Here is a 17387-nt window from a genome sequence, read left to right as displayed (position 1 = left end):
AATGGTGGTGCGGTGAGTGGGGGCGGCCCGGGGCGGACGGCGTCTTTTCGGCGCAGTCGGTCGGCGAGCGAACTCTCCGTTGGCCGATCTGTCTCACCAGTGACATCTCCGCAGCTCGACACCTCGGCCGCGAACTGATCACCACCGGGGAACACGAGTGGAGGTGGTCGACTCCAGCGAACTCCACGCCTGCATCAAATAGGATCACCGCTTTGTCGTCACGCCAGCCGCTGCACTGCGACGCCGCCTGCACGGCACGCCCTCACGGTGCCGACCGACCCTGCGAGGAGGGCGCCGGCCGCACGCCGTCCGGCGGAGCGCCCTCGAGGATCGCGCTGAACACGGCGTCGATGCTCGGGGAGGATTCCGTGCGTCGGTCCCGTGTCGCGACGACCTTCCGGCCTGCGCCCATCGTTCCCACGGGCACGACGTGCACACCGTGCGTGTCGCTGACACTCGCCGCGAGCGAGTTGAGGACCCCGATGCCAAGACCCGCACGCACCAGGTTCACGACCGTCTGCGGCTGTTCGGACTGCCAGGCGACGGGGATCTCGAGGCCCCATGCGCGCAACGCGCTCCCGGTGTCGGGGTCGATGTGGGCGCCCGGCCGGGCGACGGCCACCAAGGGAGGGCCGTCCAGCGCATCCGGCGGGAGCATCACCGCGCGCGGCTCTCCGCTCCCCTGCTGCGCGTGGTCGTCAGGATCCTCCACCACCTGGTCCATCACGACATGACCAGGGGGAACGATCGCGACGAAGCGCTCGGTCCACAGATGCTCCGTGCGCAGCTCGTCGGGCGGCGGATCACCCACCCACGAATGGATCGCAATGTTGAACCGTCCCGCCGCGATGCCCGAGGCCAGATCAGGGGTGGTGTGCTCGGTGAGCTCCACGCGCAGGTGCGGGTGCGCGAGGTGCAGATCCGCGAGCACCTGCGGCAGGAAGCCCGCGCTGACGCTGGGGTGGCAGCCGATCACCACGCGCCCTCGGGGGCTCCCCGACCAGGCGTCGACCGCCTCGGCTCCGCGTTCGAGCGCGGCGAGCACGGCGCGGGCGTGCGGGAGGAATGCCGTGCCCAGCTCCGTCGGACCGATGGGACGGTGGCTGCGATCCACCAGCGTGCCGCCGAGTGCTCGCTCCAACGCGGCCACATGAGTGCTGACGCGCGATTGGGCGCGGTGCAGAGCACGACCCGCCTCGGAGAAGCTCCCGTGATCGATGACCGCCACGAAGGTCTCCAGCCAATCGGTCTGCTCCACCCGGGGCATCCGCGTCTCCTGTCGTCCTGATCCTCGGCGACGCACGGGCCTGGAGCAGGGAGCGATGCGTCAGGACGCATCGGCGCCCGAGCCGCTCACCGGCCACGCCGCCCTCGAGGACCGAAGAATATCGAAATCGAATAGGAATCAGCCGGAAGACGGATCGACCCAGGCGACCGATGAGGACGGTCCTCGCGTAGCGTCGAAAGCCGCCTCGAGAGATCGAGAAGCACTCGCGCAGCACCCGCCCTCCGCGCCACGGACCCCTTTGTCGAAGGAGACGATGTGTCCACCTCACCCACCACCCGAGGGACGTCCGTCGTCCACGGCGAAGAGCAGTACAGCGACGCGACGAAGTCCGCGACCCGCAAGGCCTTGCTCCGTCTTCTGCCGTTCCTGCTGCTGATGTACGTGATCGCGTTCGTCGACCGCACGAACATCGGGTTCGCCGAGGAGTCGCTCGAGGTCCACGCCGGACTGTCGACCGGCGCCTACGCGCTCGGTGCCGGCCTGTTCTTCGTCGGCTACGCGGTCTTCGAGGTGCCCTCGAACCTGATCATGCACCGGGTCGGTGCGCGCTGGTGGATGGCGCGCATCATGGTCAGCTGGGGCGTGGTGGCCGCGTTGTTCATGTTCACCACGGGCCCCACGATGTTCTACGTCCTGCGCTTCCTGCTCGGCGTGGCCGAGGCCGGCTTCTTCCCTGGCGTGATCCTCTATCTGACCTACTGGTTCCCCCGCCGTCGACGCGCACAGGCGACAGCTCTGTTCTACATGGGCCTGCCGGTGGCCAACATCCTCGGCGGACCGCTCTCCGGTGCACTCATGGACCTCGACGGGGCTCTCGGCATGTGGGGCTTCCAGTGGCTGTTCCTGGTCGAGGGGCTCCTCGCAGTGCTGGTGGGCATCATCGCCTTCTTCTACCTCGCGGACCGCCCCTCCGACGCCCGTTGGCTGACGCAGCGCGAACGATCCGAGCTGCAGTCGACTCTCGACGCCGAGAGCGCACAGAAGGAGGACTCCCACAAGCTCAGCTGGTGGAGGGCCCTGCTCAATGGCCGCATCCTCTACTTCTGCCTGATCTACTTCACCATCCAGGTCTCGGTCTACGGGCTCACCTTCTTCCTGCCCCAGCAGATCGCCGACATCTCGGGCCGCGACGTGGGGCTGGTCGTCGGACTGCTGTTCGCGATCCCGTGGGTGCTGGGGCTCGGCGCGAACCTGGTGACCGGCAGGCTGGCCGATCGTTCCGGCAACTACCGGGGCATCGCGATCGTCCTGCTCGCCGTCTCCGGCGCGGGCCTGCTGCTGACCGGCCTGGTGAACAGTGCCGTCCTGGTCATGGTCGGGCTCTGCCTCGCGGCGATCGGATTCTGCTCCGCCCAGCCGATCTTCTGGAACATCCCCACCTCGTACCTCTCAGGTGCGGCTCTCGCCTCGTCGATCGGCCTGATCAACGGCGTCGGGAACCTCGGCGGCTTCGTGGCCCCGAACCTCCGGGTCTGGACGGTCGAGACCTTCGGTGCCGAGACCGCGGGGCTGCTGATGCTCGCCTCCATGCCCATCCTCGGCGCGATCCTGCTCTTCGGCACCCGGATGTTCGATGCCGGCAGGGCATCCACCGCTCCGTCACAGTCCTGACCCGCCCCTGACCCACCGCTCCCATACCCCGAAGGAGAAGAGTTGAGAGCCCTCGTCCTGACCGACTACCACCACCTCGAGCTCGTCGAGATCGACCGTCCCGAGCCGGGACCGGGCGAGATCCTGCTGCGGATCTGCGCGACCGGGATCTGCGGATCGGACTTCCACGGATTCACCGGGGACAACGGGCGACGCCACCCGGGGCAGATCATGGGACACGAGTCCTCCGGCACCATCGCCGCGCTCGGCGCCGATGTCGACCCGGAGGCGTTCCCGCTGAACGCGCCCGCCACCTTCAACCCGGTCGTGGTGCCTCCGGAGCAGACCCGTGAGTACAGCGGGCGCGAGCAGCACGCCCCCGGCAAGCAGGTGATCGGCGTGGCGGCCGACGTCCAGTCCTCGTTCGCGGACTACGTCGTCGTCCCTGCCCGCAACGTGGTGCTGCTGGACCCCTCGATGCCCCTGCATCTCGGGGCGCTCATCGAGCCGCTCGCCGTCGCGCTCCACGCCGTGCGCCTCGGCGCTCCGGATCCCGAGGAGAAGGTCCTGGTGATCGGAGGCGGTCCGATCGGGCAGAGCCTCGTGCTCGCCCTGCGGATGTCCGGCGTCCGCAGGATCGTGCTGTCCGAGATGGACGAGGCACGCCGAACGCTCGTCTCCGAGCTCGGGGCCCACGTCATCGATCCCTCGAGCGGTGATGTCGACGGCCTCGCCGCGCAGGCGCTCGACGGCCCGGCGGATCTTGCGATCGATGCCGTCGGCATCAGCCCGACGATGGACGACGCTCTCCGAGCGACCACTCTGGGCGGGCGCGTGGTGCTCGTCGGCATGGGATCTCCCCGACTCGACCTGCCCGCCTTCGCCATCAGCACCGAGGAGCGGTCGGTCCGTGGCTCCTTCACCTACTCGGCACAGGACTTCACCGACGCCGCCACCTGGATCGGCGGCAACGCCGACCTGGCCTCGACGCTCGTGAGCCGATCCGTGCAGCCCGAGCAGGCCCAGGCATCGTTCTCCGCGCTCGCCGAGGGCTCAGGGCCCGCCGGCAAGATCCTCGTCCACTTCGATCAGGAAGCCCCCTCCGCATGACCACGCGACACAGGACCATCGCCCACGTACGCGCCTACACCGTGAGCGGCGGCGGCGCCGACTACCACGATCAGGGCGCCGATCACTGGATCGACGACCACATCTCCACGCCGATGTCCGTCTATCCCGAATACGCCCAGTCGCGGCAGTCGTTCGGGCTCAACGTCCTGGGCACGCTCATGGTCGAGCTCGAGGCCGACGACGGGACGGTGGGGTTCGCCGTGTCGACCGGTGGCGAGCTCGGGGCGTGGATCGTCGAGAAGCACCTGGCACGATTCCTCGAAGGCGCCCGAGTGACCGACATCGAGCGGATGTGGGACCAGATGTACCGCTCGACCCTGTTCTACGGCCGCCGAGGGATCGTGCTGAACACGATCAGCGCCGTCGATCTCGCCCTCTACGACCTGCTCGGACGGCTGCGCGAGGAGCCGGTGTACTCCCTGCTGGGTGGGGCTGTGCGCGACGAGCTGACCATGTACGCGACCGGCGCACGGCCCGACCTCGCGCAGCAGATGGGATTCATCGGCGGCAAGATGCCGTTGCATCACGGCCCCGCCGACGGCGAGGAGGGCATGACGCAGAACATCGCCGATCTCGCCCGGATGCGTGAGCAGGTGGGCGAGGACTTCTGGTTGATGTTCGACTGCTGGATGTCCCTCGACGTCGACTACGCGACGCGCCTGGCCCACCGTGCCTCGGAGCACGGTCTGCGCTGGCTGGAGGAAGCGCTGATCCCGGACGACTACTGGGGCTACCAGCAGCTGCGCCGGAACGCACCCCCGGGGATGTTGATCACGACCGGAGAGCACGAGGCCACCAGGTGGGGGTTCCGCCAGCTCCTGGAGATGGGATGCGCCGACATCATCCAGCCGGACGTCGGCTGGTGCGGCGGGATCACCGAGCTGCTCAAGATCTCGGCGCTCGCCGACTCGCACGGAGCGATGGTGGTGCCGCACGGCTCGTCCGTCTACTCGTACCACTTCGTCATCACACGGACGAACAGCCCGTTCAGCGAGTTCCTGATGATGCATCCGACCGCGGAACGCATCGTCCCGATGTTCTCGCCGATGCTGCTGGGCGAGCCGGTCCCCGAGAACGGCCGCATCCGGGTGCCGGACACGCCAGGCTTCGGGGTCGAGTTCAATCCGGAGATCCCTCGTTCACGGCCCTTCACCCACTGACCCGCGCCGGCCGACCGCACAAGGAGACGACATGGAACTGAGACGACTGGGCCCCGCCGGCCAGGAACGCCCTGCCCTCGTCCACGAGGGAGTCACATACGGCCTGGACGAGGTGACGGCGGACATCGACGGCCCGTTCCTCGCCGAGGACGGGATGACCAGGGCAGAAGCCGCTCTGCGTTCGGGGACGCTGCCCGTATGGGAGGACGCCGCGACGGAACGCGTCGGCGCTCCCATCGCCCGCCCCGAGGCTGTCATCTGCATCGGGCAGAACTACGCCGCGCACGCCGCGGAATCGGGTTCCGCGCCCCCGAGCACGCCGATCGTGTTCTTCAAGCATCCGAACACCGTGGTGGGCCCCTACGACGACGTGCCGATCCCGCCCGGGGCCACCGCCGTCGACTGGGAGGTCGAGCTCGGGGTCGTGATTGGCAGGAGGGCGTCGTACCTGTCGAGCCCGGAAGCGGCTCTCGACGTCATTGCCGGCTACGTGACCAGCCATGACGTCTCCGAGCGGGACTTCCAGATCGAACAGTCCGGCGGGCAGTGGTCCAAGGGGAAGAGTGCCGAGAACTTCAATCCCCTGGGGCCCGCACTCGTGCCCGCGAGCGCAGTCGATCCACAAGCGCTCCGACTGTGGTCACGCGTGAACGGGGAGTCGCGGCAGGATTCCACGACCGCCGACATGGTCTTCTCCGCCGCGCAGCTCGTGCAGCATCTCTCGCAGTACATGGTGCTCTCGCCGGGCGACCTCATCAATACGGGCACCCCGCAGGGTGTCGCTCTCTCGGGCCGCTTCCCGTATCTGCGGGACGGCGATGTGGTCGAGCTGGGCATCGAGGGATTGGGCGACCAGCGCCAAGCTTTCGTGCGTCACGCCTGATCCGGGTCGGCCCCGGCGGGGCTCACGAGAGCGCTGGGCACGCCGGGGAGACAGACCCGCGTCCCGAACTCACTCCTCACTTCCTACAGGATCGCCCCTCACCAACGGTCACCTAGCCGCATCACCGCACCACCTTCGCGACGGATGGCGCCCACCCCTTGAGGGGTGGGCGCCATCCTCTTCTCTGCCTCGACGGCGCTCGCGCCGATGCCTCATCCCGCACGGATCGGGAACGCTGCTCGGCGACGCGGAGCTGGTCCGCCTCGCCTCTGGCAATAATCCAATAGGATCTGTAGGCTAACGGCGTCGCCGAACCGAGCACGCAGAAGCTCCCTTCGGCTCCCCAGGTGCAGCAACGCCACAGAGCCCGCGCACCCCAGACGAAGGAGTCCACGCATGACCATCAGCACCGTCACCGTCGTCGGAGCCGGCTACATGGGAGGAGGCATCGCGCAGGTCCTCGCGACGGCCGGACTCCCCGTCCAGCTCGCCGACGTCAGCGTCGAGGCGGCCGACGCCGCCCTCGCCCGCATCCTCGGCGAGGCCCGCGCCTCGGAGGAGCAGGGTCTCGTGCCCGCCGGCACCGCCGACGCCGTCGCCCTGCACCTGAGCGCCGGCAAGACCATCGAGGAGGCCGTCGCCGATGCGGACTTCATCGAGGAGGTCGTCTTCGAGGACCCGGACGTCAAGAAGGACGTCCTCGCACGGATCTCCGCCGCCGCCCGACCCGACGCGATCATCGGCACCAACACCTCGACCATCCCGGTGCGCGTGCTCGCCCCCGCCGTCGTCGGCCCCGAGCGCTTCCTGACCGTCCACTTCTCCAACCCGATGCCCTTCATCCCGGGCGTCGAGCTGGTGGCCGGAGAGGCCACCACGCAGGAGACCATCGACGCCATCAAGGACCTGCTCGAGCGCGCCGACTGCGAGGGCGCCCAGGTCGCCGACACCCCCGGCATGGTGCTCAATCGCCTGCAGTACGCGCTCCTGAAGGAGGCGACCAGCGTCGTCGAGGAGGGCGTGGCCACGGTCGACGACGTCGACACCATCGTGCGCACCACCTTCGGCTTCCGCCTGGGCTTCTTCGGCCCCTTCGCGATCGCGGACCAGGCGGGTCTGGACGTCTACGCGAACGGCTTCCGCACCTTCGAGGAGGCCTACGGCGAGCGCCTGGCCACGCCCGAGCTCCTGAAGGAGGCCGTCGCCGCGGACCACAAGGGCCTGAAGAACGGTCACGGTCTCGTCGAGGACTACGACGAGGAGACCGCCGCGGAGCTCGTGGCGTACCGCAACAAGGCGTATGCGCGGATGCGCGAGGTTCTGCGTGAGCTGGGCCCGGCCCCGCGCGGCACCAAGCGCAGCCAGGGCTGACCCGCCCTCCGCACCCCTCCCCCGCCGCCGGCCGCTCGCCGGCACAGCGTCGGCCCGTCACCCGTCGGGCCGACGCCGCCCCCTGCCGTCTTCCACCCGTTCCGGGCCCGGCACGCCGAGCCTGCCCCCAGCGAGGAGTCATCGTGGACTCGACCACCCCCGTCGACGAGAACGCCCTGATCAAGAAGATCACCTGGCACATCGTCCCCTTCGTGATGGTGCTGTACACCATCGCCTACATCGACCGCTCGGTGATCGGCTACGCGAAGCTGCAGATGTCCACCGACATCGGGCTCAGCGACGCCGCCTTCGGGCTCGGTGCGGGCCTGTTCTTCCTGGCCTACTTCCTGTTCGAGGTCCCCTCGAACTATCTGCTGCCCAAGGTCGGCCCGCGGGTCTGGTTCGCGCGCATCCTGTTCACCTGGGGCCTGATCACCGCGCTGACCGCGCTGACGAACTCCACCAGCGTGTTCTACCTGCTGCGGTTCCTCCTCGGCGTCGCCGAGGCCGGCTTCTACCCGGGCGTGCTGTACTACCTGACCTTCTGGTTCCCCCAGCGCCACCGCACGCGCGCCACGGGCACGTTCGTGCTGGCCGCGCCGATCGCCTTCCTGGTGATGAGCCCCATCGCCGGCTCGATCATGGGCCTGGACTGGCTCGGATTGCGGGGCTGGCACTGGCTGTTCATCATCTCGGGGCTGGCCGCGATGCTCGCCGCCGTCCCCACTCTGAAGTGGCTGCGTGACACCCCGCGCCAGGCGCCGTGGATGAGCGAGGCGGAGGCCCAGTGGGTCGAGGACGAGCTCGAGCACGATCGCGTCGAGTTCGGCCAGCAGTCCCACTCCAACCCCTTCAAGGCCCTCGGCTCGAAGTACGTGTGGGTGTTCGCCCTGCTGTTCTTCCCCTCGACCGTCGGCATCTACGGACTGAGCTTCTGGGTCCCCACCGTGGTCAGCGCCTTCAGCGGTTCCGACGTCGCCACCGGCTGGCTCTCCGCCGTGCCCTACGTGTTCGGCGTGATCGGCATCTTCGTGACCTCGCGCCTGGCCTCCCTGATGCGGGAGAACTGGATCCCGCTGATCGTGATCTACGTGGGCAGCGCCGTGGGCATCCTGCTCTCGGCGACCGCTCCCGCCGGACTGCTCCAGCTCGCGGCGATGTCGATGGCCGCCTTCTTCCTGTACTCCGTGGCCGGCGTGTTCTGGGCCCTGCCCACGCGCTACCTGGTGGGGGCGACCGCCGCCGTGGGCATCGCGTTCGTGAACTCCTTCGGCAACATCGGCGGGTTCGTCGGCCCCTACGTGGTGGGAGCCGTCTCCGAGGCGACCGGTCGGGCGACCAACGGCATGTACTTCCTGGGCGCGGTCCTGGTCCTCGGAGCGATCGGCTCGGTGCTCGGCATGCGCGCGTGGGCGGGGAAGAACCCCGTGCAGGTGTCGCCGCAGTCGCAGCGGCCCGATCCGGAGTCCGCAGGGGTCGGCGCCGGGGAGCGCTGAGCCGACGCGCCTGCGAGTGTCGAGCCGAGGCCTCGGGAGCACCGGCCGACCATGCCCACGCGACATCCCTCGAGGGCCCCGGGGCCCCCGAGGTCCGCGACGTCGTCCTTCGGATCCTCTAGGATCCGGAGGACGGCCACCGCATCCGACCGGGCAGGAGACCCCATGACCAGCAAGCGCCAGGTGCTGCGGGCCGACGTGCAGGAGGGCATCCAGAACCGCCTCGTGCAGGGCAACTGGCGCCCCGGCTCACGTCTCAGCATCGACGGACTCGCGCGGGAGCTCGAGGTCTCCCCCACCCCAGTGCGCGAGGCGCTGGTCGCTCTCGAGCGCTCGGGACTGATCGAGTACCAGGCGCTCAAGGGATTCGTGGTCGCACCGCCGCTCACACCCGAGCAGATCGACGAGCTGATCGACGCCCGCGGCCTCCTCGAGGGCGCCGCGTTCACCCGCGCCTTCGCGCACTGGGACGCGCTGGTCGAGGACCTCCGCCGGGCGCACGCCGAGCACTCCGCGATCGCGGACCGGATCGCCGCGGCCGACGAGCCCGACTACGCGCTGATCCACGAGTACTTCGACGCCGACGCCACCTTCCACGAGGCGTTCTTCCAGCACGCGGGGAACCACTACCTGGCCTCGATGCGCGAGGTGCTGAACACCCACGGTCACCGCATGCGTCAGACCTGGTCGGAGGGCCCGGAGCAGATCGATTCGGCCGAGGCCATCGGCGAGCACGCCGAGATCCTCGCGCGCGTCAGCGAGCACAACCACGACGGCGCGCTCGATGCCCTGCGCCGGCACCTGGAGGGTGTGCGGGTGCGCTCGACGCGCCTGGCCGGGGGCGCCGAGCAGTAGAGCGCGGCCGGTCCCGGCCGACGCCTCGGCTCCGGCCGACGCCCCGCGCCGACTGCCGACCGGTCGCGACCCCGCGTCAGCCCAGGTGCGCCCCGAGCTCGGCCATCAGGATCGAGAAGGACAGCGCGCCCGGATCGGGGGTGCCCTTGGACTTGTCCCCGAGCACACGGGCGCGTCCGAGGGTGGCGGTGATCTGCGCGGTCGCCTCGGCTGCCTCGCGTGCGGCGTCCGCGGCCGCGGTGATCACGGCAGCGGCCGGCTCGTCGCGGCGTTCGTCGAGCACGCGGCGGAAGGGCAGGGCGGCGTCCATCATCGTCTTGTCGCCCTCCCGCGCCCCGCCGAGCTCGGCGATGGTGTCGATCCCCGCGATCAGCGCCTCGAGGATGCTGCGGTCATCGACCTCCTCGTGGTCGCTCACCACACCCCCGGCGGCGATCAGCGCAGCACCCCACAGGGCGCCGGAGGTGCCACCGGCCGATTCCGACCAGGTCTCTCCCGCACGCACCAGCGCGGTGCGGGCACCCGCACCGTCGGCCACGGCCTCCTGCGCGGCGCGGGAGGCACCCCGCGTGCCGTAGACCATGCCCTGGCCGTGGTCGCCGTCGCCGGCGATGGCGTCGATCCGGCCCAGCTCCTCCTCCTCACGGGCGCAGACCTGCGCGAACAGATCGAGCACGCCGACGATCCCGCGGGCCGACGCCCGGGACTCCTCGGTGGCCTCCGGGATCGGATCGGCGCCCGGAGCCCAGAGCTCCCCACGGGCCTGCTCGGTGCGCGCGGGCAGCGCACCGCGATGGAGGGCGGGCGCGTCAACCGGCGCGAGCCAGTGGGTCTCCAGCTCCTCGTCGAGGTAGACGAGCGTCAGGGACAGTCCGGCCATGTCGAGGCTGGTCACGTGCTCGCCGACCTCGGGGCGCACCGGCGTGATGCCGCGGGCCTCGAGCTGACGCGCCACATGGCCGTAGACGACGAACAGCTCCTCGTACTTGACCGTTCCCAGACCGTTGACGACGACGGCGGCGCGCTTGCGGTACCCGTTCGCACCGGTCTCGGGCTCCTCGGCGAGGACCCCGTCGACCAGCAGCGTCGCGACCTCGGCGGCCGTGCCCAGGGGCTCGTCGCGCACTCCGGGCTCGCCGTGGATCCCCAGGCCGACGCCCATCGTGCCGTCCTCGACGTGGAACAGCGGGGCGTCGGCCCCGGGGAGGACGCAACCGTCGAAGGCGAGGCCGAAGGACCGCGTCGCCTCGTTGGCGCGGTTCGCGATCCGCTCGGCCTCGTCCAGATCGGCGCCCGCCTCGATCGCGGCGCCGGCGATCTTGAAGACCGGCAGGTCGCCGGCGATGCCGCGGCGGTCGGTGTGGTTCTCGGGGGTGTTCGAGGCGATGTCGTCGCTGACCTTCACGATCCGCACGTCGATCCCCTCGGCGCGCAGCTTCTGCGCGGCGAGGCCGAAGTGGAGCACGTCGCCGGCGTAGTTCCCGAAGCCCAGGATCACGCCGCCGCCGTTCTCGGCGTTGCGGGCCACCGAGTAGACCTGGCTGGCCGACGGGGAGGCGAAGACGTTCCCGCACGGCGCCCCGTGGCCCATCCCCCGGCCCACCCAGCCGGCGAACGCCGGGTAGTGACCCGAGCCGCCGCCGATGACCAGGGCCGGCTGCCCCTTCGGCGTCGCACTCGTGCGGACGACCCCGCCGTGGACCTGTGTCAGGCCCTCCTGCGAGGCCACCAGTCCGGCCACGGCATCCGCCGCGAACGCGCTCGGGTCGTCGAAGAGATACGTCATCGTGAATCCTCCAGGAGGAGCCCGGACGGGCTCGGCAGTCGTGGTCGAGGGGCGGACGGGCCCCGTGCAGGAAAATCCTATAGGAAAGTGGTCCGGCGGGCCAGGTGCGACCGTCCGATCTCCGGGCCATACGAATCGACGCCTCGCGACGCGGCCCGCCGTTGCTCTCAGCCTGCTCCTCGCGCTCCCCCGCGTCGCTCCATTCGGCAGCCAGGGCTCGACGCCCCCTTGCGTTCATCCAGCACAACGGCCATGATGGTCCGCAGCTCGCCGCGACGCGCACCGCAGCGCCCGCCGCAGCACACCCCCCATCACGCCCCAGCCGTCATCGTCGACCGTCCTTTATCGATTCGTATCGATGCAGTGCGGAGCAGCCGAGCGAAGAAGCCGACCGTGAAGAAAGCGAGTCCCGATGCATCCGAAGCGGACCCCTCCCGTAGGAGGCCTCTCAGGTCTGCGGACCGACAGCGCGCGACGCACCGACTCCCCCGCCCCGCGACTCTCCCGACGTTCGTTCGGGCTCGCAGCCGCTTCCACCGCCGCGCTGGGCCTGGTCGGCTGCGGGTCCTCGACCTCCTCGGATCCCACCTCGGTGCGGATCGTGGACTACTACAACACCCCCGCGGACGACGTCGTCATCGAGAAGACCTTCACCGAGTGCGCGAAGCGACTGGGGCTCACCTATACCCGCGAGAAGGTGCCGGGCGAGCAGCTGATCGCCAAGGTCCTGCAGATGGGGTCCTCGAAGACGTTGCCGGACATCCTCATGCTCGACAACCCCGACCTCCCGCAGCTCGCGGCCTCCGGCGCGCTCGCCCCGCTCGAGCAGTACGGGTTCTCGACGAAGGGGTTCACCCCCGCCATCGCCGAGCTCGGCCGGCTGGACGGGACGCTCTACGGCATCGCCCCCACCGTCAACACGATCGCGCTGTTCTACGACGTGAAGATGTTCGAGAAGGCCGGCATCGACCCGCCCACCACCTGGGAGGAGACCCGTGAGGCCGCCCGGGCCCTGACCGGCGACGGCACCTACGGGATCGCCTTCTCAGCGATCGCCAGCTACGAGGGCACGTTCCAGTTCATGCCCTTCATGTGGTCCAACGGCGGTGACGAGGACGACCTCGCCGGCGAGGGTGTCGCCGGGGCCGCCGAGTTCTGGTCGCAGCTGGTCCGCGACGGCTCCGCCTCCCGCTCCGTCGTCAACTGGGGTCAGGGCGATGTGATCGACCAGTTCAAGGCGGGCAACGCCGCGATGGCGGTCAACGGCCCCTGGAACATCGCCGGACTCGAGGCGGACACCCCCGACCTCGAGTGGGACGTGGTCACCCTGCCCGTCCCCCGCGCGGGTGAGGAGTCCGTGGCGCCGCTCGGCGGGGAGGTCTGGACGATCCCGGTGACGGGCGACGAGGAGAAGCAGCGCAGCGCCGCGAAGCTCCTGGAGGCCTTCGTCTCCCCCGCGAACCAGCTGCAGATGGGCACGGCCCGCAGCACCATCCCGGGTGATGCGCGCACCGCCAGGACGTTCGCGAAGCAGAACCCCGACCTGGCGACCTTCGTCGAGCAGGTCTCGACCGCACGATCGCGCACCGGGGAGCTCGGGCCGGAGTGGCCGCGCACCGCCAAGGCGATCTACACCGCCAATCAGCAGGTGCTCGTCGACGACACCGATCCGAGGAAGGCCTTCGACGAGGCCGCCCGGACCGTGAGCTGAGAACAGGAACCCGTGATGACCAGTCTCGACTCCCCCGCCCTCGCGGCGACCCGACCGGCCGACGGCCGTTCCCCCGCCGCCGTGTCCCGCCCACGTCGCCGAGGGCGAAGCGGCGACGGCGCGCTGGTGCGCTACGCCTTCATCGCCCCGGCCGTGCTCTACCTGCTGCTGTTCTACGGCTACCCGATCGTCAAGAACGTCGTCATGAGCTTCCAGGCCTACGACTTCTCGACCTTCTTCAACGGTCGGGCCCCGTTCGTCGGCCTCGACAACTACGCGAGCGCGCTCTCGAACCCCATCTTCCTCAAGGCCCTGGCCAACACCGGACTGTTCACGGTCGGCTCGATCATCGGTCAGTTCATCATCGGCCTGGGCCTCTCGCTGTACTTCCGTCGGCACTTCCCGCTGTCGGGGGTGCTGCGCTCGCTCCTGCTGCTGCCATGGCTGCTGCCGATGATCGTCTCGGCCGCGGTGTGGCGGTGGATCCTCGAGCAGGACAACGGCGTGCTGAACCGCGTGCTCGAGGGCACCGGGCTGATCTCCGAGCCCATCGGCTGGCTGACCAGCTCCGACACCGCCCTGGTCGCGGTGATCATGGTGAACATCTGGCTGGGCATCCCCTTCAACGTCGCGCTGCTGTACAGCGGGCTGCAGGCGATCCCCGAGGAGCTCTACGAGGCCGGTCAGCTCGACGGCGCCACCGGCTGGAAGTCCTTCCGCCACATCACCCTGCCGCTGCTGCGGCCCGTGGTCAGCGTGGTGCTGCTGCTCGGGGTCATCTACACGATCAAGGTGCTGGACCTGATCATCGGCCTCACCGGCGGCGGCCCCGCGAACGCCACCCAGACCCTCGCCACCCGCAGCTACGAGCTGAGCTTCCTCGAGTTCGACTTCGGCCAGGGCGCCGCGCTCAGCAACGTCCTGATCCTCATCGCCCTGCTCTTCTCCGTCGTCTACCTGCGCGCCAATGCCCGCGCCGCGAAGAACGGATGATCGCCATGACCACCACCGCCTCCACCGGCGCCAGCGTCCGCACCGCGCCGGACGCGCCCGTCACGCCCCGGCGTCGTCGCACCCCGCGCGGGATCGTCCACACGGGGATCGGCATCGTGCTCGTCGCGATCATGCTGTTCCCCGTCTACTGGATGGTCAACGCCTCCCTGGCACCGCAGGGCAACAGCCTGAACACGGGGTGGCTGCCGCTGCACCCGGACACGAGCGGCTACGCGCGGGCGTTCGCCGACCAGGGCAAGAACCTGCTGACCTCGCTCGTCGTCGCCGTCGGCGCGGCGATCCTCTCGCTGGTGATCGCCGCCCCGTGCGCCTACGCCCTCGCCCAGTTCCGCATCCGCGGAACGGCGGTGCTGGTGTTCCTGGTGCTGATCAGCCAGATGATCCCCGGCATCGTGATCGCCAACGCGCTCTACACCGCGTACACGCCGCTGGGGCTGATCAACACCGTGCCCGGGCTGATCCTGGCCGACGCGACCCAGGGCATCCCCTTCTCGATCCTCATCATGCGGGCCTACCTCGAGACCTTCCCCGCCTCGATCGTCGAGGCCGCCCGGGTGGACGGCTGCGGCCATCTGCGCGCCTTCGTCTCCATCGTGCTGCCGGTGAGCAGGAACTCGCTGATCACCGCGGGGATCTTCTCGTTCCTCTTCGCCTGGAGCGACTTCCTGATGGCCCTGACGCTGACCACCGGGGAGAGCATCCGCCCGGTCACGCTCGGCCTCTACACGTACATCGGCACCAACGACACCGACTGGAGCTCCGTGATGGCCACGGCCGTGCTCTCCTCCGTCCCGGCCGTGGTGCTGATGATCGCCGCCCAGAAGTACATCGCCGCGGGCGCCACCGGAGGCGCCGTGAAATGACCCTCCCGTCGGCTCCCCACCGACCCACGACCTGCCGGCCCACCACCTGCGGACCCACTTCCGCCCGACGTACCACCCGCCGACCCACCGCATCTGTCCGACGACCCGGGAAAGGACCCCGACCCCGATGACCACGACCTCCCAGAACGCCTCGCCCGCCGCCTCCACCACCGGAGCGGCGGCGTCGACGTCGGCCTCCCGCCCGCTGCGCGTCACCGTGTGGGGCGAGAACCGCCACGAGAAGCGCGATGCGCGGGTGCGCGAGAACTATCCCGAGGGGATGCACTCCGCGATCCGCGACGCCGTCACGGAGAACCTGGGTGAGGGCGTCGCCACCCGGATCGCCCTGCTCGACGACCCCGAGCACGGGCTCAGCGAGGAGGTGCTCGCGCAGACCGACGTGCTCACCTGGTGGGGACACATGGCGCACGACGAGGTCAGCGACGAGGTCGCCGAGCGGGTCCAGCGCCACGTGCTGGCCGGGATGGGCCTCGTGGTCCTGCACTCGGGCCACTGGTCCAAGCCCTTCACCCGCCTCATGGGCACCACCTGCACCCTGCGCTGGCGCAACGAGCGCGACCGGGAGCTGGTGTGGACCGTGAACCCCTCGCACCCGATCGCCGCGGGCATCCCCCACCCGATCGTGATCGACGAGCAGGAGATGTACGGCGAGCACTTCGACATCCCCGTGCCCGACGAGCTCGTGTTCGTCTCCTCCTTCAGCGGCGGGGAGGTGTTCCGCTCGGGCTGCTGCTTCCGCCGCGGCAAGGGCAAGATCTTCTACTTCTCCCCCGGTGACCAGGACTACCCCGTCTACCAGCACCCCGACGTGCGCCGCGTGATCGCCAACGGCGTGGACTGGGCGCGGCCGGCCGCGGCCGAGCGCGAGGTGCCGTTCCTGGACCGCTACCCCACCGACTGGTTCCTCACCGGTGAGAGCGGGCAGGGCGTGGGCGACGCCGAGGCCGCGGGGAAGGGCGAGTGATGGCGGATCAGGCCGTGGTGACAGCGGGCAGCGCGCACAGCGCGGATCAGACGCGCCTGCCGGTGGTCGTCGTCGGCGCCGGCGGCATGGGGCGCGCCTGGATCGCCACCGTGCTGCGCTCACGATCGGCGCGCCTGGTGGGCGTGGTCGACGTGGTCGACGGCGCGGCGGCGAGCGCGCTCGCGGACCTCGTGCCCGAGGAGTCGCAGGCCGACGTCCGAACCGGGACGGACATGCTGCAGGTCGCCCGCGCCGCCGGCGCCGCGGCGATCATCGACGTCACCATCCCGGAGGCCCACCACCCCGTCACGGCCGACGCCCTGCACGCGGGTCTTCCCGTGCTCGGGGAGAAGCCGTGCGCGGCGACGCTCACCCAGGCCCTCTCGCTGGCCGGCCACTCCGAGACCACCGGGCAGCTGTTCATGGTCTCCCAGTCCCGGCGCCACAACCCGCACCTGCGGGAGGCCGGCCGCCTGGCCCGCGAGCTCGGCGGCGCGGGGATCGTGGCGACACGCTTCTCCCGTGCCCCGCACTTCGGGGGGTTCCGCGAGCAGATGGTCCAACCGCTGATCGTGGACATGGCCATCCACGCCTTCGACGCCGCCCGGGTCCTGGTCGAGGGCACCCCCGTATCGGTCACCGCGACCTCGTACAACCCCGCCTGGAGCTGGTACGACGGGGATGCCGCCGCGACGGTGGTGGTCCGCTACGACTCCGGCGCGGTGCACACCTTCGAGGGCTCGTGGTGCTCGCCGGGCGCCGAGACCAGCTGGAACGGCGAATGGGCCCTGAGCTGCCCGACCGGGACCGTGCACTGGGACGGCGAGGGGGTCCCGGTGACCGTCCCCGGCGCCGGCACCGATGGCGGCGGCGGGCAGGATCCGGTGCCGGGTCGCGCCCCGTCGGAGGACGCCCTGTGGGAGCTCGACTCCTCCCTCGAGGTGTTCTGCCAGGCCGTGCGCGGCCGCGGCGAGCCGGACTCCGAGGTCCACGAGAACATCTGGACCCAGGCGATCGTCGAGGCGGCAGTCCGCTCCGCGGCCGAGGAGCGGACCGTGCACCTGTCCGAGATCCTCGACGCCGCCCTCGAAGCGGCGCGCGAGCTCGACCGGGCCGACGGTCGCAGCAGCGCCCTCGAGCAGTGGGATGCCGCGCGCTCGTGGACCGGTGATGCAGCACGCTCGTGGAACACTGTGGGAGCCGGTGGACCGGCGGTCTGAGACGTCGTCGGAGGGGGCGAAGCGGTGAGGAAAC

The 17387-nt window shown here is 70.1% G+C and carries 14 protein-coding genes; 12 read left to right on the top strand and 2 right to left on the bottom strand.

All coding sequences use genetic code 11. The annotated features are described in order from the left end of the window. Positions 1 to 262: 262 nt before the first annotated feature. On the bottom strand, positions 263 to 1267 hold the full coding sequence (locus tag DEO23_RS00520; RefSeq protein WP_109274068.1) for a LysR family transcriptional regulator: 1005 nt from the start codon (positions 1265 to 1267) through the stop codon (positions 263 to 265). Positions 1268 to 1543: 276 nt separating this feature from the next. Here DEO23_RS00520 and DEO23_RS00515 point away from each other — a divergent pair, with 276 nt between their 5' ends. From DEO23_RS00515 to DEO23_RS00485, 7 genes are all read left to right on the top strand, one after another. Next, on the top strand, positions 1544 to 2899 hold the full coding sequence (locus DEO23_RS00515; RefSeq protein WP_205678783.1) for an MFS transporter: 1356 nt from the start codon (positions 1544 to 1546) through the stop codon (positions 2897 to 2899). Between the two features lie 42 nt (positions 2900 to 2941). Further along, entirely contained in the window at positions 2942 to 3988 is a 1047-nt protein-coding gene (locus DEO23_RS00510; RefSeq protein WP_109274067.1) for a zinc-dependent alcohol dehydrogenase, read from the top strand. Then, positions 3985 to 5169 carry an L-rhamnonate dehydratase gene (gene rhmD / locus DEO23_RS00505; RefSeq protein ID WP_109274066.1) on the top strand — a complete coding sequence of 395 codons (1185 nt, stop codon included), beginning with the start codon at positions 3985 to 3987 and terminating at the stop codon, positions 5167 to 5169. Before DEO23_RS00510 ends, rhmD begins: the two co-directional genes overlap by 4 nt. Before the next feature lie 31 nt (positions 5170 to 5200). After that, the gene (locus tag DEO23_RS00500) at positions 5201 to 6052 is read left to right on the top strand and encodes a fumarylacetoacetate hydrolase family protein (RefSeq protein ID WP_109274065.1); all 852 of its coding nucleotides are present in this window, start codon (positions 5201 to 5203) and stop codon (positions 6050 to 6052) included. Between the two features lie 396 nt (positions 6053 to 6448). Continuing rightward, positions 6449 to 7423 (top strand): 3-hydroxyacyl-CoA dehydrogenase family protein, encoded by a 975-nt coding sequence (locus DEO23_RS00495; RefSeq protein WP_109274064.1) that lies wholly within the window; start codon positions 6449 to 6451, stop codon positions 7421 to 7423. Positions 7424 to 7566: 143 nt separating this feature from the next. Further along, positions 7567 to 8919, top strand: a complete 1353-nt coding sequence (locus DEO23_RS00490) for an MFS transporter (protein ID WP_109274063.1) — start codon at positions 7567 to 7569, stop codon at positions 8917 to 8919. Between the two features lie 165 nt (positions 8920 to 9084). Then, positions 9085 to 9774 carry a GntR family transcriptional regulator gene (locus DEO23_RS00485; RefSeq protein ID WP_109274062.1) on the top strand — a complete coding sequence of 230 codons (690 nt, stop codon included), beginning with the start codon at positions 9085 to 9087 and terminating at the stop codon, positions 9772 to 9774. 76 nt (positions 9775 to 9850) lie between these two features. Here the strand turns inward: DEO23_RS00485 and DEO23_RS00480 are convergent, their stop codons facing one another. Then, positions 9851 to 11560, bottom strand: coding sequence for a dihydroxyacetone kinase family protein (locus DEO23_RS00480; protein WP_109274061.1), 1710 nt, complete (start codon positions 11558 to 11560; stop codon positions 9851 to 9853). A gap of 412 nt (positions 11561 to 11972) precedes the next feature. Here DEO23_RS00480 and DEO23_RS00475 point away from each other — a divergent pair, with 412 nt between their 5' ends. The 5 genes from DEO23_RS00475 to DEO23_RS00455 all read left to right on the top strand — a co-directional run bounded on the left by DEO23_RS00475 (position 11973) and on the right by DEO23_RS00455 (position 17353). Next, positions 11973 to 13271, top strand: coding sequence for an ABC transporter substrate-binding protein (locus tag DEO23_RS00475; RefSeq protein ID WP_109274060.1), 1299 nt, complete (start codon positions 11973 to 11975; stop codon positions 13269 to 13271). 15 nt (positions 13272 to 13286) lie between these two features. Continuing rightward, positions 13287 to 14264 carry a carbohydrate ABC transporter permease gene (locus tag DEO23_RS00470; protein WP_109274059.1) on the top strand — a complete coding sequence of 326 codons (978 nt, stop codon included), beginning with the start codon at positions 13287 to 13289 and terminating at the stop codon, positions 14262 to 14264. 5 nt (positions 14265 to 14269) lie between these two features. Continuing rightward, positions 14270 to 15148, top strand: coding sequence for a carbohydrate ABC transporter permease (locus DEO23_RS00465; RefSeq protein ID WP_109274058.1), 879 nt, complete (start codon positions 14270 to 14272; stop codon positions 15146 to 15148). 127 nt (positions 15149 to 15275) lie between these two features. Next, entirely contained in the window at positions 15276 to 16133 is an 858-nt protein-coding gene (locus DEO23_RS00460; protein WP_109274057.1) for a ThuA domain-containing protein, read from the top strand. Next, positions 16133 to 17353 carry a Gfo/Idh/MocA family protein gene (locus tag DEO23_RS00455; protein WP_109274056.1) on the top strand — a complete coding sequence of 407 codons (1221 nt, stop codon included), beginning with the start codon at positions 16133 to 16135 and terminating at the stop codon, positions 17351 to 17353. Before DEO23_RS00460 ends, DEO23_RS00455 begins: the two co-directional genes overlap by 1 nt. The last annotated feature ends 34 nt before the right edge of the window (positions 17354 to 17387 follow it).

Source organism: Brachybacterium endophyticum (genome assembly GCF_003130585.1).
Lineage (GTDB): Bacteria > Actinomycetota > Actinomycetes > Actinomycetales > Dermabacteraceae > Brachybacterium > Brachybacterium endophyticum.
The sequence above is the reverse complement of the archived record's forward strand: the minus strand, read 5'-3'. Positions and strand labels throughout refer to the sequence as shown.

Coding starts and splice junctions, on each gene's coding strand:
- DEO23_RS00520 (WP_109274068.1), bottom strand. CDS start 1,267: ATGCCCCGGGTGGAGCAGACCGATTGGCTGGAGACCTTCGTGGCGGTC.
- rhmD (WP_109274066.1), top strand. CDS start 3,985: ATGACCACGCGACACAGGACCATCGCCCACGTACGCGCCTACACCGTG.
- DEO23_RS00500 (WP_109274065.1), top strand. CDS start 5,201: ATGGAACTGAGACGACTGGGCCCCGCCGGCCAGGAACGCCCTGCCCTC.
- DEO23_RS00495 (WP_109274064.1), top strand. CDS start 6,449: ATGACCATCAGCACCGTCACCGTCGTCGGAGCCGGCTACATGGGAGGA.
- DEO23_RS00485 (WP_109274062.1), top strand. CDS start 9,085: ATGACCAGCAAGCGCCAGGTGCTGCGGGCCGACGTGCAGGAGGGCATC.
- DEO23_RS00480 (WP_109274061.1), bottom strand. CDS start 11,560: ATGACGTATCTCTTCGACGACCCGAGCGCGTTCGCGGCGGATGCCGTG.
- DEO23_RS00475 (WP_109274060.1), top strand. CDS start 11,973: ATGCATCCGAAGCGGACCCCTCCCGTAGGAGGCCTCTCAGGTCTGCGG.
- DEO23_RS00470 (WP_109274059.1), top strand. CDS start 13,287: ATGACCAGTCTCGACTCCCCCGCCCTCGCGGCGACCCGACCGGCCGAC.
- DEO23_RS00465 (WP_109274058.1), top strand. CDS start 14,270: ATGACCACCACCGCCTCCACCGGCGCCAGCGTCCGCACCGCGCCGGAC.
- DEO23_RS00460 (WP_109274057.1), top strand. CDS start 15,276: ATGACCACGACCTCCCAGAACGCCTCGCCCGCCGCCTCCACCACCGGA.
- DEO23_RS00455 (WP_109274056.1), top strand. CDS start 16,133: ATGGCGGATCAGGCCGTGGTGACAGCGGGCAGCGCGCACAGCGCGGAT.